General features: G+C 65.7%; 6 protein-coding genes and 1 pseudogene. All 7 read left to right on the top strand.

The features are described from left to right. Positions 1 to 65: 65 nt before the first annotated feature. The 7 genes and pseudogenes from RZV17_RS09595 (at position 66) to RZV17_RS09565 (ending at position 16,245) form a co-directional block, all read left to right on the top strand. Positions 66 to 2,336, top strand: coding sequence for a methyl-accepting chemotaxis protein (locus RZV17_RS09595; protein ID WP_355608905.1), 2,271 nt, complete (start codon positions 66 to 68; stop codon positions 2,334 to 2,336). 298 nt (positions 2,337 to 2,634) lie between these two features. Further along, complete coding sequence (locus RZV17_RS09590; RefSeq protein WP_184372439.1) at positions 2,635 to 3,168, top strand: hypothetical protein; 534 nt, start codon at positions 2,635 to 2,637, stop codon at positions 3,166 to 3,168. A gap of 299 nt (positions 3,169 to 3,467) precedes the next feature. After that, positions 3,468 to 5,645: a methyl-accepting chemotaxis protein gene (locus tag RZV17_RS09585; RefSeq protein ID WP_166744962.1), complete on the top strand. Its 2,178-nt coding sequence runs from the start codon at positions 3,468 to 3,470 to the stop codon at positions 5,643 to 5,645. A 196-nt stretch (positions 5,646 to 5,841) separates the two neighbouring features. Further along, a pseudogene (locus RZV17_RS09580) lies at positions 5,842 to 8,445 on the top strand (methyl-accepting chemotaxis protein); the annotation flags it as partial. A gap of 347 nt (positions 8,446 to 8,792) precedes the next feature. Then, the gene (locus tag RZV17_RS09575; RefSeq protein ID WP_355608901.1) at positions 8,793 to 11,045 is read left to right on the top strand and encodes a methyl-accepting chemotaxis protein; all 2,253 of its coding nucleotides are present in this window, start codon (positions 8,793 to 8,795) and stop codon (positions 11,043 to 11,045) included. Between the two features lie 362 nt (positions 11,046 to 11,407). Beyond that, positions 11,408 to 13,666 (top strand): methyl-accepting chemotaxis protein, encoded by a 2,259-nt coding sequence (locus RZV17_RS09570; protein ID WP_355608898.1) that lies wholly within the window; start codon positions 11,408 to 11,410, stop codon positions 13,664 to 13,666. A 107-nt stretch (positions 13,667 to 13,773) separates the two neighbouring features. Further along, positions 13,774 to 16,245 (top strand): methyl-accepting chemotaxis protein, encoded by a 2,472-nt coding sequence (locus RZV17_RS09565; protein ID WP_355608895.1) that lies wholly within the window; start codon positions 13,774 to 13,776, stop codon positions 16,243 to 16,245. The last annotated feature ends 170 nt before the right edge of the window (positions 16,246 to 16,415 follow it).

Genomic DNA, 16,415 nt, shown 5'->3' with positions numbered 1-16,415 from the left:
CTTAAGAATTCAGGCTAGCGCACGCTACCGGTGTATCTCTTTCCCACCCTCCCCAAGAGAACACCATGACATTCCTGCATTCCCTGACCGTCGGGCGACGCCTGGCGTTGGCATTCGCGTTGCTGATCGTGCTGCTGGCCGGCTCCACCACCCTGGCCTTGTACGAATTCAAGACCGTCAAGAACCAGGTCTCCATCATCATCGAGGTCAACAACCGCAAGGCCGCGTTGCTCAACCAGATGCGTGAAAGCAACATGCTTGGCGAGCGCTACATGCGCGACTTCATGCTGGCGACGCCGCAGCAGTTGCCCGCCGTCGATGCCCAGCTCAAGGCCAACCGCACGCATTACGCGCAGCTATGGGACGCGCTCAAGCAGCTGCCCACCGACGCCGACGGCATGCGCGCACGCCAGGCCATCGAAGACAGCCTGACCGCGGCGCGCGCCACCAACAACCGCTTGCTCGGCATGGTGCGCGAGGGCAACCTGGACGGTGCCAAGCAACTGTTGAGCGGCCAGGCGCAACCGTTGCTGGAACGCCGCTCCAAGGCGATTGCCGCAGCGGTGCAACTGCAGAACCAGCAGAATGCCGCCGGTGCCGACACCATCCTGAGCAGCGTCGCGCTGGCCAACCGTGCCCTGATTGCGTTCGGCCTGGTGTCCGCCGGCCTGGCGGCCGCACTGGCGTGGCTGATCTCGCGCAGCCTGGTACGCCCGCTCCGGCAGGCCACACAGGTCGCCGAGGCGATCGCACACGGTGAACTGGACAACCCGATCGGCCCGCAACCCGGCGATGAGCCTGGTCAATTATTGACCAGCATGCGCGGCATGCAGGATCAGCTCAAGGCCGTGGCCGCCGCACAGCAGGAAATGGCACGCCGGCACGAGGCAGGCCAGCTCAGCTTCCGCATGGACCAGGACGCCTTCCCCGGCGAATACGGCAGCATGGTGCGCGACACCAACGCCCTGGTCGAATCGCACATTGCAGTGAAGATGCGGCTGGCGCAGATCATGTCGCGCTACGCCATTGGTGACCTGAGCCAGGACATGGACCGCCTGCCCGGCGAAAAGGCCGTGCTCAGCGACACCATGGATGCGGTCAAGCGCAATCTTTCGGCGATGAACGACGAAATCAAGCTGCTGGCGCAGGCCGCGGCCAATGGCGATTTCAGCGTGCGTGGCGATACGCAGCGCTTTCAGCACGATTTTCTGGCGATGGTGCAGAGCCTCAACCAGTTGATGGCCACCGCCGACGGCAATCTGGGTGCGTTGTCCAAGGTGCTGCAGGCCATTGCCGGCGGCGACCTGACCGAGCGCATGCACGGCCAGTTCCATGGCGTGTTCGCGCAGATGCGCGATGATGCCAACGCCACCACCGATCAGTTGTCCGGCATCGTCGGACGCATCCAGCACGCCACCGCTTCGATCAATACTGCGGCCGGCGAAATTGCCGCCGGCAACAACGATCTGTCGCAACGCACCGAACAGCAGGCCGCCAACCTGGAAGAAACCGCTGCCTCGATGGAAGAGCTCACCTCCACCGTCAGGCAGAATGCCGAAGGTGCCCGCCAGGCCAACCAGCTCGCCATTGGCGCCGCTGCGGTCGCCTCGCAGGGCGGCGCCGTGGTCGACAAGGTCGTGGCGACCATGGCCGACATCGAGATCTCGTCGAGGAAGATCGCCGACATCATCAGCGTGATCGACGGCATCGCCTTCCAGACCAACATCCTGGCCTTGAATGCGGCGGTGGAAGCGGCGCGCGCCGGCGACCAGGGCCGCGGCTTTGCGGTGGTGGCCTCGGAAGTGCGCACGTTGGCGCAGCGCTCTGCCGGTGCAGCGAAAGAGATCAAACACCTGATCGACGACTCGGTGAGCAAGGTGGCCGAAGGCGCAGCGCTGGTGGACCAGGCCGGCACCACCATGAGCGAAATCGTGGCCAGCGTGCAGCGCGTCACCGACATCATGGGCGAGATCTCCGCCGCCTCGCAGGAACAGTCGGCCGGGATCGAACAGGTCAACCTCACCGTAGCCCAGATGGACGAAGCCACCCAGCAGAATGCCGCGCTGGTGGAAGAAGCCACGGCGGCCGCGCGGGCGATGGAAGAACAGGCCGGCCAGCTGGCCGATGCCGTGTCGATCTTCAAGATCCATCCCGGCGCAACGCAGCCGGCGGCAACGCACCGCCCTGCCCCGCGACACCTGGCAAGCGTCGCCTCGACGGTCGCTCCCCGGCAGCCCGGATCTGCGACGGCCAGGCCTACAGCCAGATCCGCCGCGGCGCAGCGGCCGGCCTTGGCAGTCGCTGCCGACAACGATGCGAGCTGGCGCGAGTTTTAAGTCCACGGCTGCTGAACCCCTCTCCCCCCCGGGAGAGGGATTGGGTTGAGGAGACGGCCCGACGCAACAGCGCCAGGCAGCGCACAACCCGGCGCTTCACGATCCGTCGAAACGCCCCGGTCACCCCGGGGCGTTCTGCTATCCGGCCACAGGACTCCATCGCCGCGCACTTCACCAAGCCAACAATTCACCACGCTGCAGTGCCGTTGGTCGAAAGGTGATCAAGCACAAGCGTCTGCGGCCGATACACATGGCACTGAGGGCCACATCGCCCGCACATCGTTGAAGGACGTCCCGCATGCACACCGCCAATCCCATCCGCTCTGCCCGCAACGTGCTGGGCGCCGTGTTTGCCGTTGCCGTGCTGGCCGCGGGCGTGTCGTTGCCGCCCTCCTTCGCCGCGCCGGCCGCCCCGGTGTCCGTCTTGCTCGACAACGTGCCGGTCAGCGCACTGCAGTCGCTTGCCGTGGACCTGGTGCAGCTGCGCAACGATCAGCGTGCCCAGCTGGCCGCGGCGCAGGACCCGGCGCGCGTGCAGGCCTACGACGAGCGTCTGGGCAACCTGCGCCAACGCATCGCACGCCATGCCGGCTACTTCCAGGCCAGCGCGCCGCAGGGCGAACAGGCGCGCCAGTTTGCAGCGGTGCAGCAGCAGCTGGGCCAGTATCTTGCGCAGCACCGCCAGGCCAATCGCGCCCTGCATGACGGCGATCTGCACGACGCCCAGGCCCTGGCGCTGGGCCATGCCGGCGACACCCGCCAGCTGCTGTGGACCGAACTGCAGAACCTGCAGGCCTCGATCACCCCGGTCGGCGCGTCGCCGCAGCACTGAGCTCGCCCGATGTGCGGCCAGGCGGCCGCTCTCCCTGCATCGCTGTCTGCCAGCCCCCACGCTGCGCATGCCATGCGCTCTGTCCTGCAGAGCGAGGTGTGCGATGTGCGGTGCGCCGCGCGTGAGCGCATGCATCGGCGCGGGGCATCGCGTCGGTCGAACGCTCGAGCGCCCGGATGGCGCTGAAAACCGGCTGTGCGCCGCGCTAGCACAAACAGCGTCACGCGATGCTCAACATTTTTCCCAATGGGTCGCTATTCGACTTATCCCGGTCACAATCCTCTCGCTGGATACCTGTCATGACGTTCAAGAGCTCGCTCGCAAAGACGTTGGCCAATGTGCCGCTCAAGCGCAAATTCCTCGCCCAGACGGCGCTGGTTGCGCTGGGCATCATCATCCTGGCCGTGATCGCGGCACGCATGCAGTACGTGGACCTCACCGACACCCGTCGCGACGGCCTCAAGAGCCAGATCGAGATGGCGATCGCGGTGGTCAACGGCTATGCCGAGCGCGCGCAAAAGGGCGAGATGGACGTCGACGCCGCCAAGAAGGCTGCGCTGCACACCTTGTCGACCATGCGTGCACGCGGCGGTGTGGATTACATCTATGTCACCGACCAGGCGCCGGTGATGCTGATGCATCCCACCCGCCCGGATCTCAATGGCAAGCCGCTCAACGACGTGCTCAGCCCCGACGGCAAGCGCATCTTTCCCGCGTTCGTGACCGCCGCGCAGGCCGGCGGCGGCTATGTCGATTACACCTGGGCCAAGCCCGGGCAGAAGGACCCGGTGCAGAAGACCTCCTACGCGGCGCTGTACAAGCCGTGGGGCTGGGTGATCGGCACCGGTGTCTACCTGGACGACACCCAGTCGCAGGCGCTGGCCTTCACCGGCATCGTGACGCTGGCCGGTGCGGTGCTGGTGCTGCTCAACCTGCTGGTGGGCTGGATGATCGGCAACTCGATCCTGGAGCCGGTCTCGCGTGCCCTGGCAGCGATCAAGGGCGTGGCGCGCGGCGACCTGAGCGTGCGTACCGCCGAGCATGGCAATGACGAAATCGGCCAGATGCTCAAGGCCACCGACGACATGGTGCATACCCTGGAGCGCTTCTCTGCGCAGACCAAGGTGATGATGCACATGCACGCCGGCGACGACGTCACCCACCGCATGCCGACCGACTTCCCGGGCGTCTACGGCGAACTGGCGGGCGGCATCAACACCATGATCTTCGAGCACCTGGATGCCATCGTCGATGCCATCGGCATCCTCAACGAATACGCGCAGGGCGACCTGTCGCGCGACGCGGCGCGCCTGCCGGGTACGCGTGCGGTGCTGCACGAAGCCATGGATGCAGCCAAGGCCAGCCTGCTGGCGATCAATAACGAGATCAAGCGCCTGGCGCAGGCCGCCGCCAACGGCGATTTCAGCCAACGTGGCGATGCCGCGCGCTTCAAGCACGATTCGGCGCGCATGATCAACGACCTCAACGCCATGATGGAGGTCAGCGACCGCAATCTGGGCAAGCTGTCCGAGCTGCTGACCGCACTGGCCGAGGGCGACCTGACCGCACGCATGGACGGCGAGTTCCACGGTGTGTTTGCGCGCATGCGTGACGATGCCAACACCACCGCCACCCAGCTGGCCGGCATCGTCGGGCGCATCCAGCAGGCCGCCGCCTCCATCACCGGCTCGGCCAGCGAGATCGCTGCCGGCAACAACGACCTGTCCCAGCGCACCGAGCAGCAGGCCGCCAACCTGGAAGAAACCGCCGCCTCGATGGAAGAGCTCACCTCCACCGTCAAGCAGAACGCCGAAAGCGCGCGCCAGGCCAACCAGCTGGCGATCGGTGCCGCCGGCGTGGCCTCGCAGGGCGGCCAGGTGGTGAGCCAGGTGGTGGAGACCATGTCCGGCATCGAACACTCTTCGAAGAAGATCGCCGAGATCATCAGCGTCATCGACGGCATCGCGTTCCAGACCAATATCCTGGCGCTCAATGCCGCGGTGGAAGCGGCACGCGCCGGCGAACAGGGGCGTGGGTTTGCGGTGGTGGCCTCGGAAGTACGCACCCTGGCGCAGCGCTCTGCCGGTGCGGCCAAGGAGATCAAGCACCTGATCGACGATTCGGTCGGCAAGGTCGCGCAGGGCTCGGCGCTGGTGGACCAGGCCGGCAAGACCATGGCCGAGATCGTGTCCTCGGTGCAACGCGTCACCGACATCATGAGCGAGATCTCGGCCGCTTCGCAGGAACAGTCCGCCGGCATCGAGCAGGTCAATCTCACCGTCACCCAGATGGATGAGAGCACCCAGCAGAACGCCGCACTGGTGGAAGAAGCCACCGCCGCGGCCAATGCGATGCAGCAGCAGGCGCAGCAACTGGACGATGCGGTGTCGATCTTCCGGGTGGTGGCGACCACGGCCAGCTCCCACGGCAGTGTGGGTGCGCGCGCACCCAAGCGCGTGGCGCTGGCCGCCTACTAGCCGCGGCCGACGGGTGTCGCGCGCGTGAGCTCCAGTGGGCGCGCACCGCGCGTCCGGATGGCAGCCGGCGCGCGCGCCATGCCGGGTTCTGATCGCAGCCGTACCTGCCCGGCGGTCGAACAGCAGGTGCGCTGCCTGCTTTGCCTGCAGATTCCCCGCCCCGGCGGGGCCTTCTCCCTTCTCCGCGGCCACACCCATGACTTCGCTTTCCACGCACTCACGTTTCGGCGGACGCCTGGCGTATCGCCTGATGTTCGGCACTGCGGTCATTGCGTCGTTGTGCTTCGGGCTGACCGCGGCCATCACCTACTGGCAAAGCAGCGGCGCATTGAGTACATCGGCGCAGGCCACGATGCAGAACGCTGCGCGCTACCAGGCCGAGCAGATCGGCAGCGAACTGGGTCAGGCGCTGACCACCGGTCAATCCCTGGCCACCACCTTGCTGGTGCAGCGCGCCAACGGTGGCATCAGCCGCGACACCGCCGCCGCGGTGGTGCACGATCAATTGCAGGACCATCCCGAATGGGTGGGCATGGGCACCTTGTGGGAAGCGCAGGCCTTCGATGGCAAGGACAGCGCCTTTGCCAATACCCAGGGCCATGACGCCACCGGCCGTTTCATGACCTACTGGGGACGCGACGGCCACACCCTGGTGCGTGAGCCGCTCACCGACTACGAAACTCCCGGCCTGGGTGACTGGAATCTCAAGCCGCGCGCCCTGCTGCGGCAGACCGTGGCCGAACCGTACGATTACAAGATCGGCGGCAAGACCGTGCTGATGACCACCTTGTCCACGCCCATCCTGCACGACGGTACCTACCTGGGCGCAGTGACGGTGGACGTGGCACTGGCGGCGTTGCAACAGCGCCTGGGCGCCCTGCGCCCGATGGACAGCGGGTATGTGGAGCTGCTGTCGCCCGCCGGCGTGGTGCTGTCCTCGCGCGACAGCACGCGCATCGGCAAGCCGCTGACCGATGCACGACACCGCACCATGCTGGAGGCCATCAAGGCTGGCAAGGATTCGGTCGATTTCACCCCCGACGCGGCCGGCATGGTCAGTGCCTATGTGCCGCTGCAGATCGGCAAGGCGCAGGAACGTTTCGCGCTGGGCGTGGTGGTGCCGTACGCGGCCATCATGCAGCAGGCGCATCGCCTGCTGTGGACGATCCTGCTGGTGGGGCTGGGTTCGGCGGTGGTGCTCAGCGGCGCGCTGTTCCTGCTGTTGCGTCGCCAGGTGGTGCGTCCGCTGGAGTCGGCGGTGGGCGTGGCCGACGCGATCGCCTCGGGCAAGCTCGACAACCAGATCGCCGTGCAACGCCAGGATGAAGTGGGCCGGCTGATGGGCGCGATGCAGCGCATGCAGAACGATCTGCGCGCGCGCATCGAGCGCGACACCGCGGTTGCCAACGAAAACCTGCGCATCCGCACCGCGCTGGAGCACTCCGAGATGGAAGTGCTGCTGTCCGACGAACACCACAATGCGGTATTCATCACCGAAGCGCTGCACACCTCGTTCAAGCATGGCGAACCGGCTTTCCATGCCAAGGGCCAGGCCGGTTTCAGCGCCGATGCGGTGGTCGGCAAGCCGCTGGAATACGTGTTCGGCACCGACGCCGACGGCAGGGCGCGCACGCAGCAATTGCAGCAATTGCAGTCCACCGTGTCCGAGCGTTACACCTTCGGCCCGGTGACCCTGGACCTGACCATGACTCCGCTGTACGCGCCGGACGGCCATCGCAGCGGCAGCATGCTGCTGTGGCGCAACGTCAGTGCCGAAGTGAGCACGCAAAAAGAAGTGGCCGCACTGGTGCAGTCTGCCTTGATGGGCGACTTCGGTCAGCGCCTGGCGCTGGATGACAAGCACGGCTTCTATCTGGAATTCGGCCGTCAGCTCAACGGCTTGCTGGAAACCACCTCGCAAGGACTGGAGCGCATTTCCAGCCTGCTCAGCGCATTGGCCGAAGGCGACCTCAGCGTGCGCATGGATGGGCAGTTCGCAGGCGTGTTTGCACGCATGCGTGACGATGCCAATGCCACGGTGGCGCAGCTCACCAGCATCGTCTCCGGTATCCAGACCTCGGCCACGCAGATCAATGCCGCAGCCAGCGAGATCGCTGCCGGCAACAGCGACCTGTCGCAACGTACCGAGCAACAGGCCGCCAATCTGGAAGAAACCGCTGCCTCGATGGAAGAACTCACCTCCACCGTCAGGCAGAACGCCGAGCATGCGCGCCAGGCCAACCAACTGGCCATCGGCGCGGCCGATGTCGCCGCGCATGGCGGCGCGGTGGTGGCGCAGGTGGTGACCACCATGTCCGGCATCGAGGTCTCTTCGAAGAAGATCGCTGAAATCATCAGCGTGATCGACGGCATCGCCTTCCAGACCAACATCCTGGCCTTGAACGCGGCGGTCGAAGCCGCGCGCGCCGGCGAACAAGGGCGCGGCTTTGCGGTGGTGGCCTCGGAGGTGCGCACGCTGGCGCAGCGCTCTGCCGGCGCCGCGAAGGAGATCAAGCACCTGATCGACGATTCGGTCCACAAGGTGAGCGAAGGCTCGCATCTGGTGCACCAGGCCGGCACCACCATGGCCGAGATCGTGGCCAGCGTGCAGCGCGTCACCGACATCATGGGCGAGATCTCCGCCGCCTCGCAGGAGCAGTCCGCCGGCATCGAGCAGGTCAACCTCACCGTCACCCAGATGGATGAAGCCACCCAGCAGAACGCCGCACTGGTGGAAGAAGCCACCGCCGCCGCGCGTGCGATGGAAGAACAGGCCGGCCAGCTCGCGCAGGCGGTGTCGCGCTTCACGCTTGCCGATACGTCCCCAGCCACCGCATCGACCGGCAGGCCCACGCTCACCGCCATCGCCGCCCACCCTGCATCCAGGCCATCGCGCCCACGGGTCTGAACCGCCCGCTGTCGTGCCCGGCCACGGGCGCGGCAGCTGCGCTGTGTGAGACGTCACGATGACCTGCCGCGCACGGCATGGTTAGACGCCGCACCGCGTCTTTCGCGGCGCGCTTCATCGCAAATCGGCACGCGGCGCGTCGCCGAACACGCCGCGTTCATCCTTGCAAAGTAAAGAATCCGGGCCCCGGGCCGTTAGCGTGCAGGACACACATCGCCTTGCATCGCCCGGAGTACATGATGAACAAGTTCAACGATTGGCCCATCCGCCGCAAACTGATGTTTGCGTTCTGCCTGAGTGCCGTGCTCACCGCCCTGCTGGGTGGGTTGGGCTTCTCGCGCATGAAGCAAATGCAGCAGCAGGCCGTGCTGATCAATGAAAATGTCGTGCCGGTGCTGAGCAGGCTGTCGGAACTGCGCGCCTTCGGTGGCGAATTCCGCATCTACGAGTCGGGCCAGTTCGTCAATCTGGATAATCCCGAGCGCTACGCCTACTTTCTCACCCGCATGGACGAGATCCAGGCCAGCTACCTCCAGACACAGAAGGCACTGGAGGCCAAGGTCGGCGCCGGCTCCCCGCTGAAGGCCGGCTACGACAAGCTGGCCAAGGAAAGCGCAAGTTACTTCGAGGCCAACAAGACACTGCGTGCGCTGTACAAGCAGCCCGACTACGCCGCGGCGATCCTGGCGAACAAGCAGTCCGGCGACATCCGCAAGGTGCTGTTCCAGACCATCGACAAGATGTACGCCGAGCAGTCCACTGCACTGGCCAACATGGTTGCGGCCAGCAGCGCCTCGTTCAAGCTGACCAGTGCGGTGCTGCTGATCGGCACCTTGCTGATGGCGGCCCTGTCGGTGACCTTTGGCTGGTTGATTGCACGCAGCATCACCAACCCGCTGTCCAGGGCGCTGGGCGCCATCCAGGCAGTGTCGCGGGGCGATCTCAGCGTGCAGATCGGCAAGACCAGCAAGGACGAAATCGGCCAGATGCTGGACGCCACCGGCGGCATGACCCTGATGCTGCGGCGCTTCTCCGACGAGACCGCGCGCATGTCGCACCTGCATGCGGCCGAAGACATCACCCACCGCATGCCGGAAGATTTCCCCGGCGTGTACGGCACGCTGGCCGGCGGCATCAACACCATGATCTTCGAACATCTGGATGCCATCACCGACTCGGTGCGCATCCTCAACCAGTACGCACAAGGCGACCTGACCCAGGACGCCCGCCGTCTGCCGGCCAGCCGCGCGATCCTGCACGAAGCGATGGATGCGGCCAAGGCCAGCCTGTTGTCGATCAACACCGAGATCAAGCAGCTGGCGCAGGCAGCCGCGGCTGGCGACTTCAGCGCCCGCGGCGATGCGGCACGCTTCAAGTACGACTTCGCGGTGATGGTGGCGGATCTGAACTCGATGATGGAAGTCAGCGATCGCAACCTGGGCAAGCTGTCGCAGCTGCTGGGCGCGGTGGCCGATGGCGACCTGACCGCACGCATGGACGGCGAATTCCATGGGGTGTTCGCGCGTCTGCGTGACGATGCCAACGCCACCGTGCAACGCCTGACCGACATCGTGGGCCGCATCAAGCACTCCACCCTGGCCATCAATACGGCGGCCGGCGAGATCGCCGCGGGCAATCAGGATCTGTCGCAGCGTACCGAACAACAGGCCGCCAACCTGGAAGAAACCGCCGCCTCGATGGAGGAGCTCACCTCCACCGTCAAACAAAATGCCGAACACGCGCGTCAGGCCAACCAGCTGGCGATTGGTGCGGCAGGCGTGGCATCGCACGGCGGCAGCGTGGTCGGCCAGGTGGTCACCACCATGTCCGGCATCGAAACCTCGTCCAAGAAGATCGCCGAGATCATCAGCGTCATCGACGGCATCGCCTTCCAGACCAACATCCTGGCCTTGAATGCGGCCGTGGAAGCGGCGCGTGCCGGCGAACAGGGCCGCGGTTTTGCGGTCGTGGCTTCGGAAGTGCGCACGCTGGCGCAGCGTTCGGCCGGTGCCGCCAAGGAAATCAAGAGCCTGATCGACGACTCGGTGAGCAAGGTGGCCGAAGGCTCGGCACTGGTGAACCAGGCCGGCAGCACCATGAGCGAGATCGTCTCCTCGGTGCAGCGCGTCACCGACATCATGAGCGAGATCTCCGCCGCCTCGCAGGAACAGTCGGCCGGCATCGAGCAGGTCAACCAGACCGTGACCCACATGGACGAGGCCACCCAGCAGAACGCCGCGCTGGTGGAAGAAGCCACCGCCGCCGCGCGCTCGATGGAAGAACAGGCACAGCAGCTCACCGAAGCGGTGGCCTTGTTCCGCCTGTCGGCCGACCTGGAAGCGGTGACCCGCGCCACGCCGGTGGTGCGCCACATCACCGCCAAGCGACCGGCTGCGGTCAGCACGCCGGTCGCAACGCGTGCGGCGCGTCCTGCAGCGCGTAGCGCGGTTGCAGCGGCGCCGTCCAGCGAGTCGGATTGGGCGGAATTCTAAGCCCCAGTTTCAATGCGAGTTTCATCAAAGCCGCGCTCGCAGGAGCGCGGCTTTTTTATTGGCTACATCCGCAGCAAAGCGGACCCGGCAGTCAATCAATCCAATACTTCTATATCGAGCACATTCAATTACTGTATTAAATCAACTGCAGAGCTCGCCAGTTATTAGTCCACTCAACCAATATATAGAACGGACACATCCTTGAAGCCTTTCACGACACCGACCTGATTTATACATTTTCCATTACCCAGGTATAAAGTCTTTGCACAATGCCGCCGTTATTCGTCTTAGCGACATGTCACGCAGCAGGCTGTGGCGTCACTGGGTCGCTCCTACCATCTCGAGCCTTCCAGGACTTTGTCATGACTGCATTACTCCAGCGGTACAACGTAGGCCCGCGCCTGGCGGCGGCATTTGCCGTGCTGATCGTGCTGTCCGGCCTGATTGCCTTCATCGGTTATCGCGGCCTGTCATCGGCACGCGCCCTGGTCGACGACATCGTGCACCAGAACATGGTGAAGATCCGGCTGTCCAACGACATGATCAACGCCAATTTCATTATCGGCATGCAGCTGCGCAATGTGGTGCTGCCCACCACCGATGAAGAGAATCGCCAGTTCATCGCCATCATCCAGTCGGCACGTGCCGATTACAACAAGGCGCGCGAAGCGCTGTATGCCATGCCGCCCTCGGACCAGGGCAAGGTGTTGCGCGCCGAGATCGACGCGCGCCGTGCCGAGGTCAAGGTGTTGAACGACAAGGTGATGGACCTGGTGATGACCGGCCATAGCGACGAAGCCCTGCCCTTGCTGCTCACCAAGGCCGCGCCGGCCATGCAGGGCTGGCAGGACAAGATCGCCGAGAACATCGCACTGCAGGACAAGATGGCTGCCGACGCATCGGTTGTTGCGCTGAAGTCGATGGACGACTCGCGCAAGCTGCTGATCGGCGGCACGCTGCTGGTGGTGCTGCTGAGCGGCACCCTGGGCCTGTTGATCACCCGCAGCCTCACCGCACCGTTGAGCCGCGCCACCCGCGCAGCCGAATCGATTGCCGGCGGCAAGCTGGACAACGACGTCGATACGAAGTTCAACGATGAAACCGGCCGCCTGCTCAAGGCCATGCACAAGATGCAGCAGCAGCTGCGCAACCTGCTGGCTGCGCAGACCGACATGGCCCGCCGCCACGACGAAGGCCAGATCAGCTTCCGCATCGATGCCGATGCGTTCCCGGGGGAATACGGCCGCATGGCCAGCGACACCAACAACCTGGTGGCCTCGCATATCGCGGTGAAGATGAAGCTGGCGCAGATCATGGGCCGCTATGCCATTGGCGACCTCAGCGAAGACATGGACAAGCTGCCCGGCGAGAAGGCCGTGCTCACCGAGACCATGGAGCAGGTCAAGCTCAACCTGGGCGCGATGAACACCCAGATCAAGCACCTGGCGCAGGCCGCGGCCAATGGCGACTTCAGCGCACGCGGCGACGCCGAGCGCTTCCAGTACGATTTCCGGGTCATGGTGGAAAGCCTCAACACCTTGATGTCCACCGCCGACGGCAACCTGCAGTCGCTATCCGGTCTGTTGCAGTCCATTGCCGCAGGCGACCTGACCGCGCGCATGAGCGGCGACTTCCACGGGGTGTTTGCGCAGATGCGCGACGATGCCAATGCCACCGCCGTGCAGCTGGCCGAGATCGTCACCGGCATCAAGGCGTCGGCCATCTCGATCAAGGGTGCCGCCAGCGAAATCGCCGCCGGCAACCAGGACCTGTCCCAGCGCACCGAGCAACAGGCCGCCAATCTGGAAGAAACCGCCGCCTCGATGGAAGAGCTCACCTCCACCGTCAAACAGAATGCCGAAAGCGCACGCCAGGCCAACCAGCTGGCGATTGGTGCCGCCGGCGTGGCCTCGCAGGGTGGCGAGATCGTCAGCAAGGTGGTCGAGACCATGAGCGGCATCGAAGCCTCCTCCAGGAAGATCGCGGACATCATCTCGGTCATCGACGGCATCGCGTTCCAGACCAACATCCTGGCCTTGAACGCAGCGGTGGAAGCCGCACGCGCCGGCGAACAGGGCCGCGGCTTTGCGGTGGTGGCCTCGGAAGTGCGCACCCTGGCGCAACGCTCCTCGGGCGCGGCCAAGGAGATCAAGGACCTCATCGACGACTCGGTGCAGCGCGTGGCCGACGGCTCGGTGCTGGTGCACGACGCCGGCAAGACCATGGGCGAGATCGTCTCCAGCGTGCAGCGCGTCACCGACATCATGGGCGAGATTTCCGCCGCCTCGCAGGAGCAGTCCTCGGGCATCGAACAGGTCAACCAGACCGTCACCCAGATGGACGAAACCACCCAGCAGAACGCCGCCCTGGTGGAAGAAGCCACCGCCGCGGCGCGTGCACTGGAAGAACAGGCGGTCGGGCTGACCGAGGCCGTGGCGGTGTTCAAGACCGACACCGGCCATGCATTGGCGCCGCCGTCGCCGGTGCGTGCGGTCCCGGCGCGGCCGGCGGTGAGTGCCGTGCTCAAGGCGCAGGTTGCCGCGGCCGGGCGCACTGCTGCCTCCAAGCCGCGCGTGGTGGTCACCGCGTCCAGCAACGACACCAGCTGGCAGGAGTTCTGAGCAAGCGAGCAGGACTGGCTGAACGGTTCCGGTCGGCAGCGATGCCGGCCGGCTCAAGGCATAACTGGTATCTGCCGATAGCCTGCGTACGCCCATGAGACGCATCGATGACCACTTCGCCCGCGCAGTTGCCGCAGCCCCATCCCCCTTCCCCGCGCCGCTGGACCAGCCGCTGGGATGATCTGGCCATCGCCAGAAAACTCGGCGCGATCGGTGTGCTGGCGCTGGTGGGGCTGATCATTCCGGTGCTGCTGTACAGCGGCAAGCTCAATGAAAGCGTCACCATCAGCAGCAACGAATTACGCAGTTATGGCCCGCTCGGACAGATGCTGGGCCTGATCACCGACCTGCATGCGGCCCATGTCGACAGCGGCAGCGCCGCCAGCGCGGCATCCAGCCGGGCCGAACGCGACCTGCAGCAACTGCTTGTGACCACGGCGGCAATGCCCGGCTTCGAACGCAGCCAGAAACAACTGCTGGCGCTGCAACAACGCCATCTCGCCGGTGCCGACGCCAATGCCTATGCCGGCGTGAGCGAACAGGCCTTCGCTGCGCTCGACGCCTTGCGCGACGACAGCCAGCTGGTCTACACCCCGTATATCGAAAGCTACCACCTGGTGGTGGCCACGCTGATCTACAGCCCCGATGCCACCGAATCGCTGACCCGCCTGGATGCGGCCAGCGATCCATCGCAGGCCGGCGACAGCCGCGCCATGCTGCGCGAGCAGCTCAACCAGCTGCAGCGGCACCACGTGCGCTTCCGCCATGAGCTGGACAAGGCAATGGGCCTGCTGGAACAGCCCGACCCCGCCCTGGCCGATGCGGCCCGCACCGAAGCCACGCGCGCCACTGCAGCACTGGCGGCGCTGGCCACCGCGCTGGACGGCAGCGACACCCAGGCCGACACGCAATGGAATGCTGCGCTGGATGCACTTGGCCAGGCCATGCAGGACCTCAGCAGCACCTCGCTGCAGGCGTTGCAGCGGCAGTCCCAGCGGCACCTGGCGGATGCACGCAATGCCATGTGGCAGGCCATCGCCGGGCTGTCGCTGCTCGCGCTGCTGATCGCCACGCTGTGCTGGTACACCCTGTCCCGGCTCACCCGCAACGTGCGCCGCGCCGCGGCAGTGGCGGCCAACATCGCGCGCGGCGACCTGGACGAGCGCATCGTGGCGCCCAGCCACGACGAGACCGGCCAGCTGCTCGACAACATGCGCAGGATGCAGGAGCAGCTGCAGCGCGTGCTGGCGGCACAGAGCGAGATGGCGCAGCGCCATGACGCCGGCCAGATCAGCTACCGCATGCAGGCCGACAGCTTCCCCGGCGCCTACGCCACCATGGTGCACGACACCAATGCGCTGGTCGGCTCGCATGTCGCGGTGACGTTGCAGCTGGCGCAGATCATGTCGCGCTACGCCATCGGCGACCTGAGTCAGGACATGGACCGCCTGCCCGGCGAAAAGGCCGTGCTCACCGACACCATGGACACGGTCAAGCGCAATCTGTGGGCAATGAACAGCGAGATCAGGCTGCTGGCGCAGGCCGCCGCCAACGGCGATTTCAGCGTGCGCGGCGACGCGCAGCGCTTCCAGTACGATTTCCGCGCCATGGTCGACAGCCTCAATCAGCTGATGGCCACGGCCGATGCCAATCTGCAGTCGCTTTCCACAGTGCTGCAGGCGATTGCCGCCGGCGACCTCACCACCCGCATGCACGGCGATTTCCATGGCGTGTTCGCACGCATGCGCGACGATGCCAATGCCACGGTGACCCAGCTGGCCGATATCGTCGGGCGCATCCAGCGCTCCACCGACGCCATCAACGAGGCCGCCAGCGAGATCGCGTCGGGCAATCAGGATCTTTCGCAGCGTACCGAGCAACAGGCCGCCAACCTGGAAGAAACCGCCGCCTCGATGGAGGAGCTCACCTCCACCGTGCGCAACAACGCCGAGCATGCCCGCCGCGCCAATCAGCTGGTGGTCGGCGCCGCCTCGGTGGCATCGCAGGGGGGCGAGGTGGTTGGCCAGGTGGTCGGCACCATGGCCGGCATCCAGGCGGCTTCCAAGAAGATTGCCGACATCATCGGCGTCATCGACGGCATCGCGTTCCAGACCAACATCCTGGCGCTGAATGCCGCCGTGGAAGCGGCGCGTGCCGGTGAACAGGGGCGCGGCTTCGCCGTGGTGGCCTCGGAAGTGCGCACCCTCGCCCAGCGTTCTGCCGGTGCAGCGAAGGAAATCAAGCAGCTGATCGACGACTCGGTCAGCCGGGTGGACCACGGCAATCAGCTGGTCGGCCAGGCCGGCCGCACCATGCAGGACATCGTCGACTCGGTGCGCAACGTCACCACGATCATGCAGGAGATCAGCGAGGCCTCGCAGCAGCAGTCGCAAGGCATCGAACAGGTTGGCCAGACCATCGCGCAGATGGACCAGGCCACCCAACAGAACGCAGCGCTGGTGGAAGAAGCCACCGCCGCGGCACGCTCGATGGAAGAACAGGCGCAGCAACTGCGTGATGCGGTCTCGGTGTTCCAGCTGCAGGCGGCCGCACCGGCGCGCCTGGGGCAGGCGGCCTGAAAACGGCCGGGCGCGGGCCACGGCATCCGTCGATGGCCCGGCCCCTGCTACCCACGCATTGACCGACGACACCGCCGCCTGACCATGGCACCGGCTGCCGTGGACTTGATGTTGGTCGGCACGCAGGCAGCGCGCCTGCGTCCGCCATCGCGCACCGCGATGGCCCCGAT

This window comes from Xanthomonas cannabis (assembly GCF_040616535.1).
GTDB lineage: Bacteria > Pseudomonadota > Gammaproteobacteria > Xanthomonadales > Xanthomonadaceae > Xanthomonas > Xanthomonas cannabis.
The sequence above is the reverse complement of the archived record's forward strand: the minus strand, read 5'-3'. Positions and strand labels throughout refer to the sequence as shown.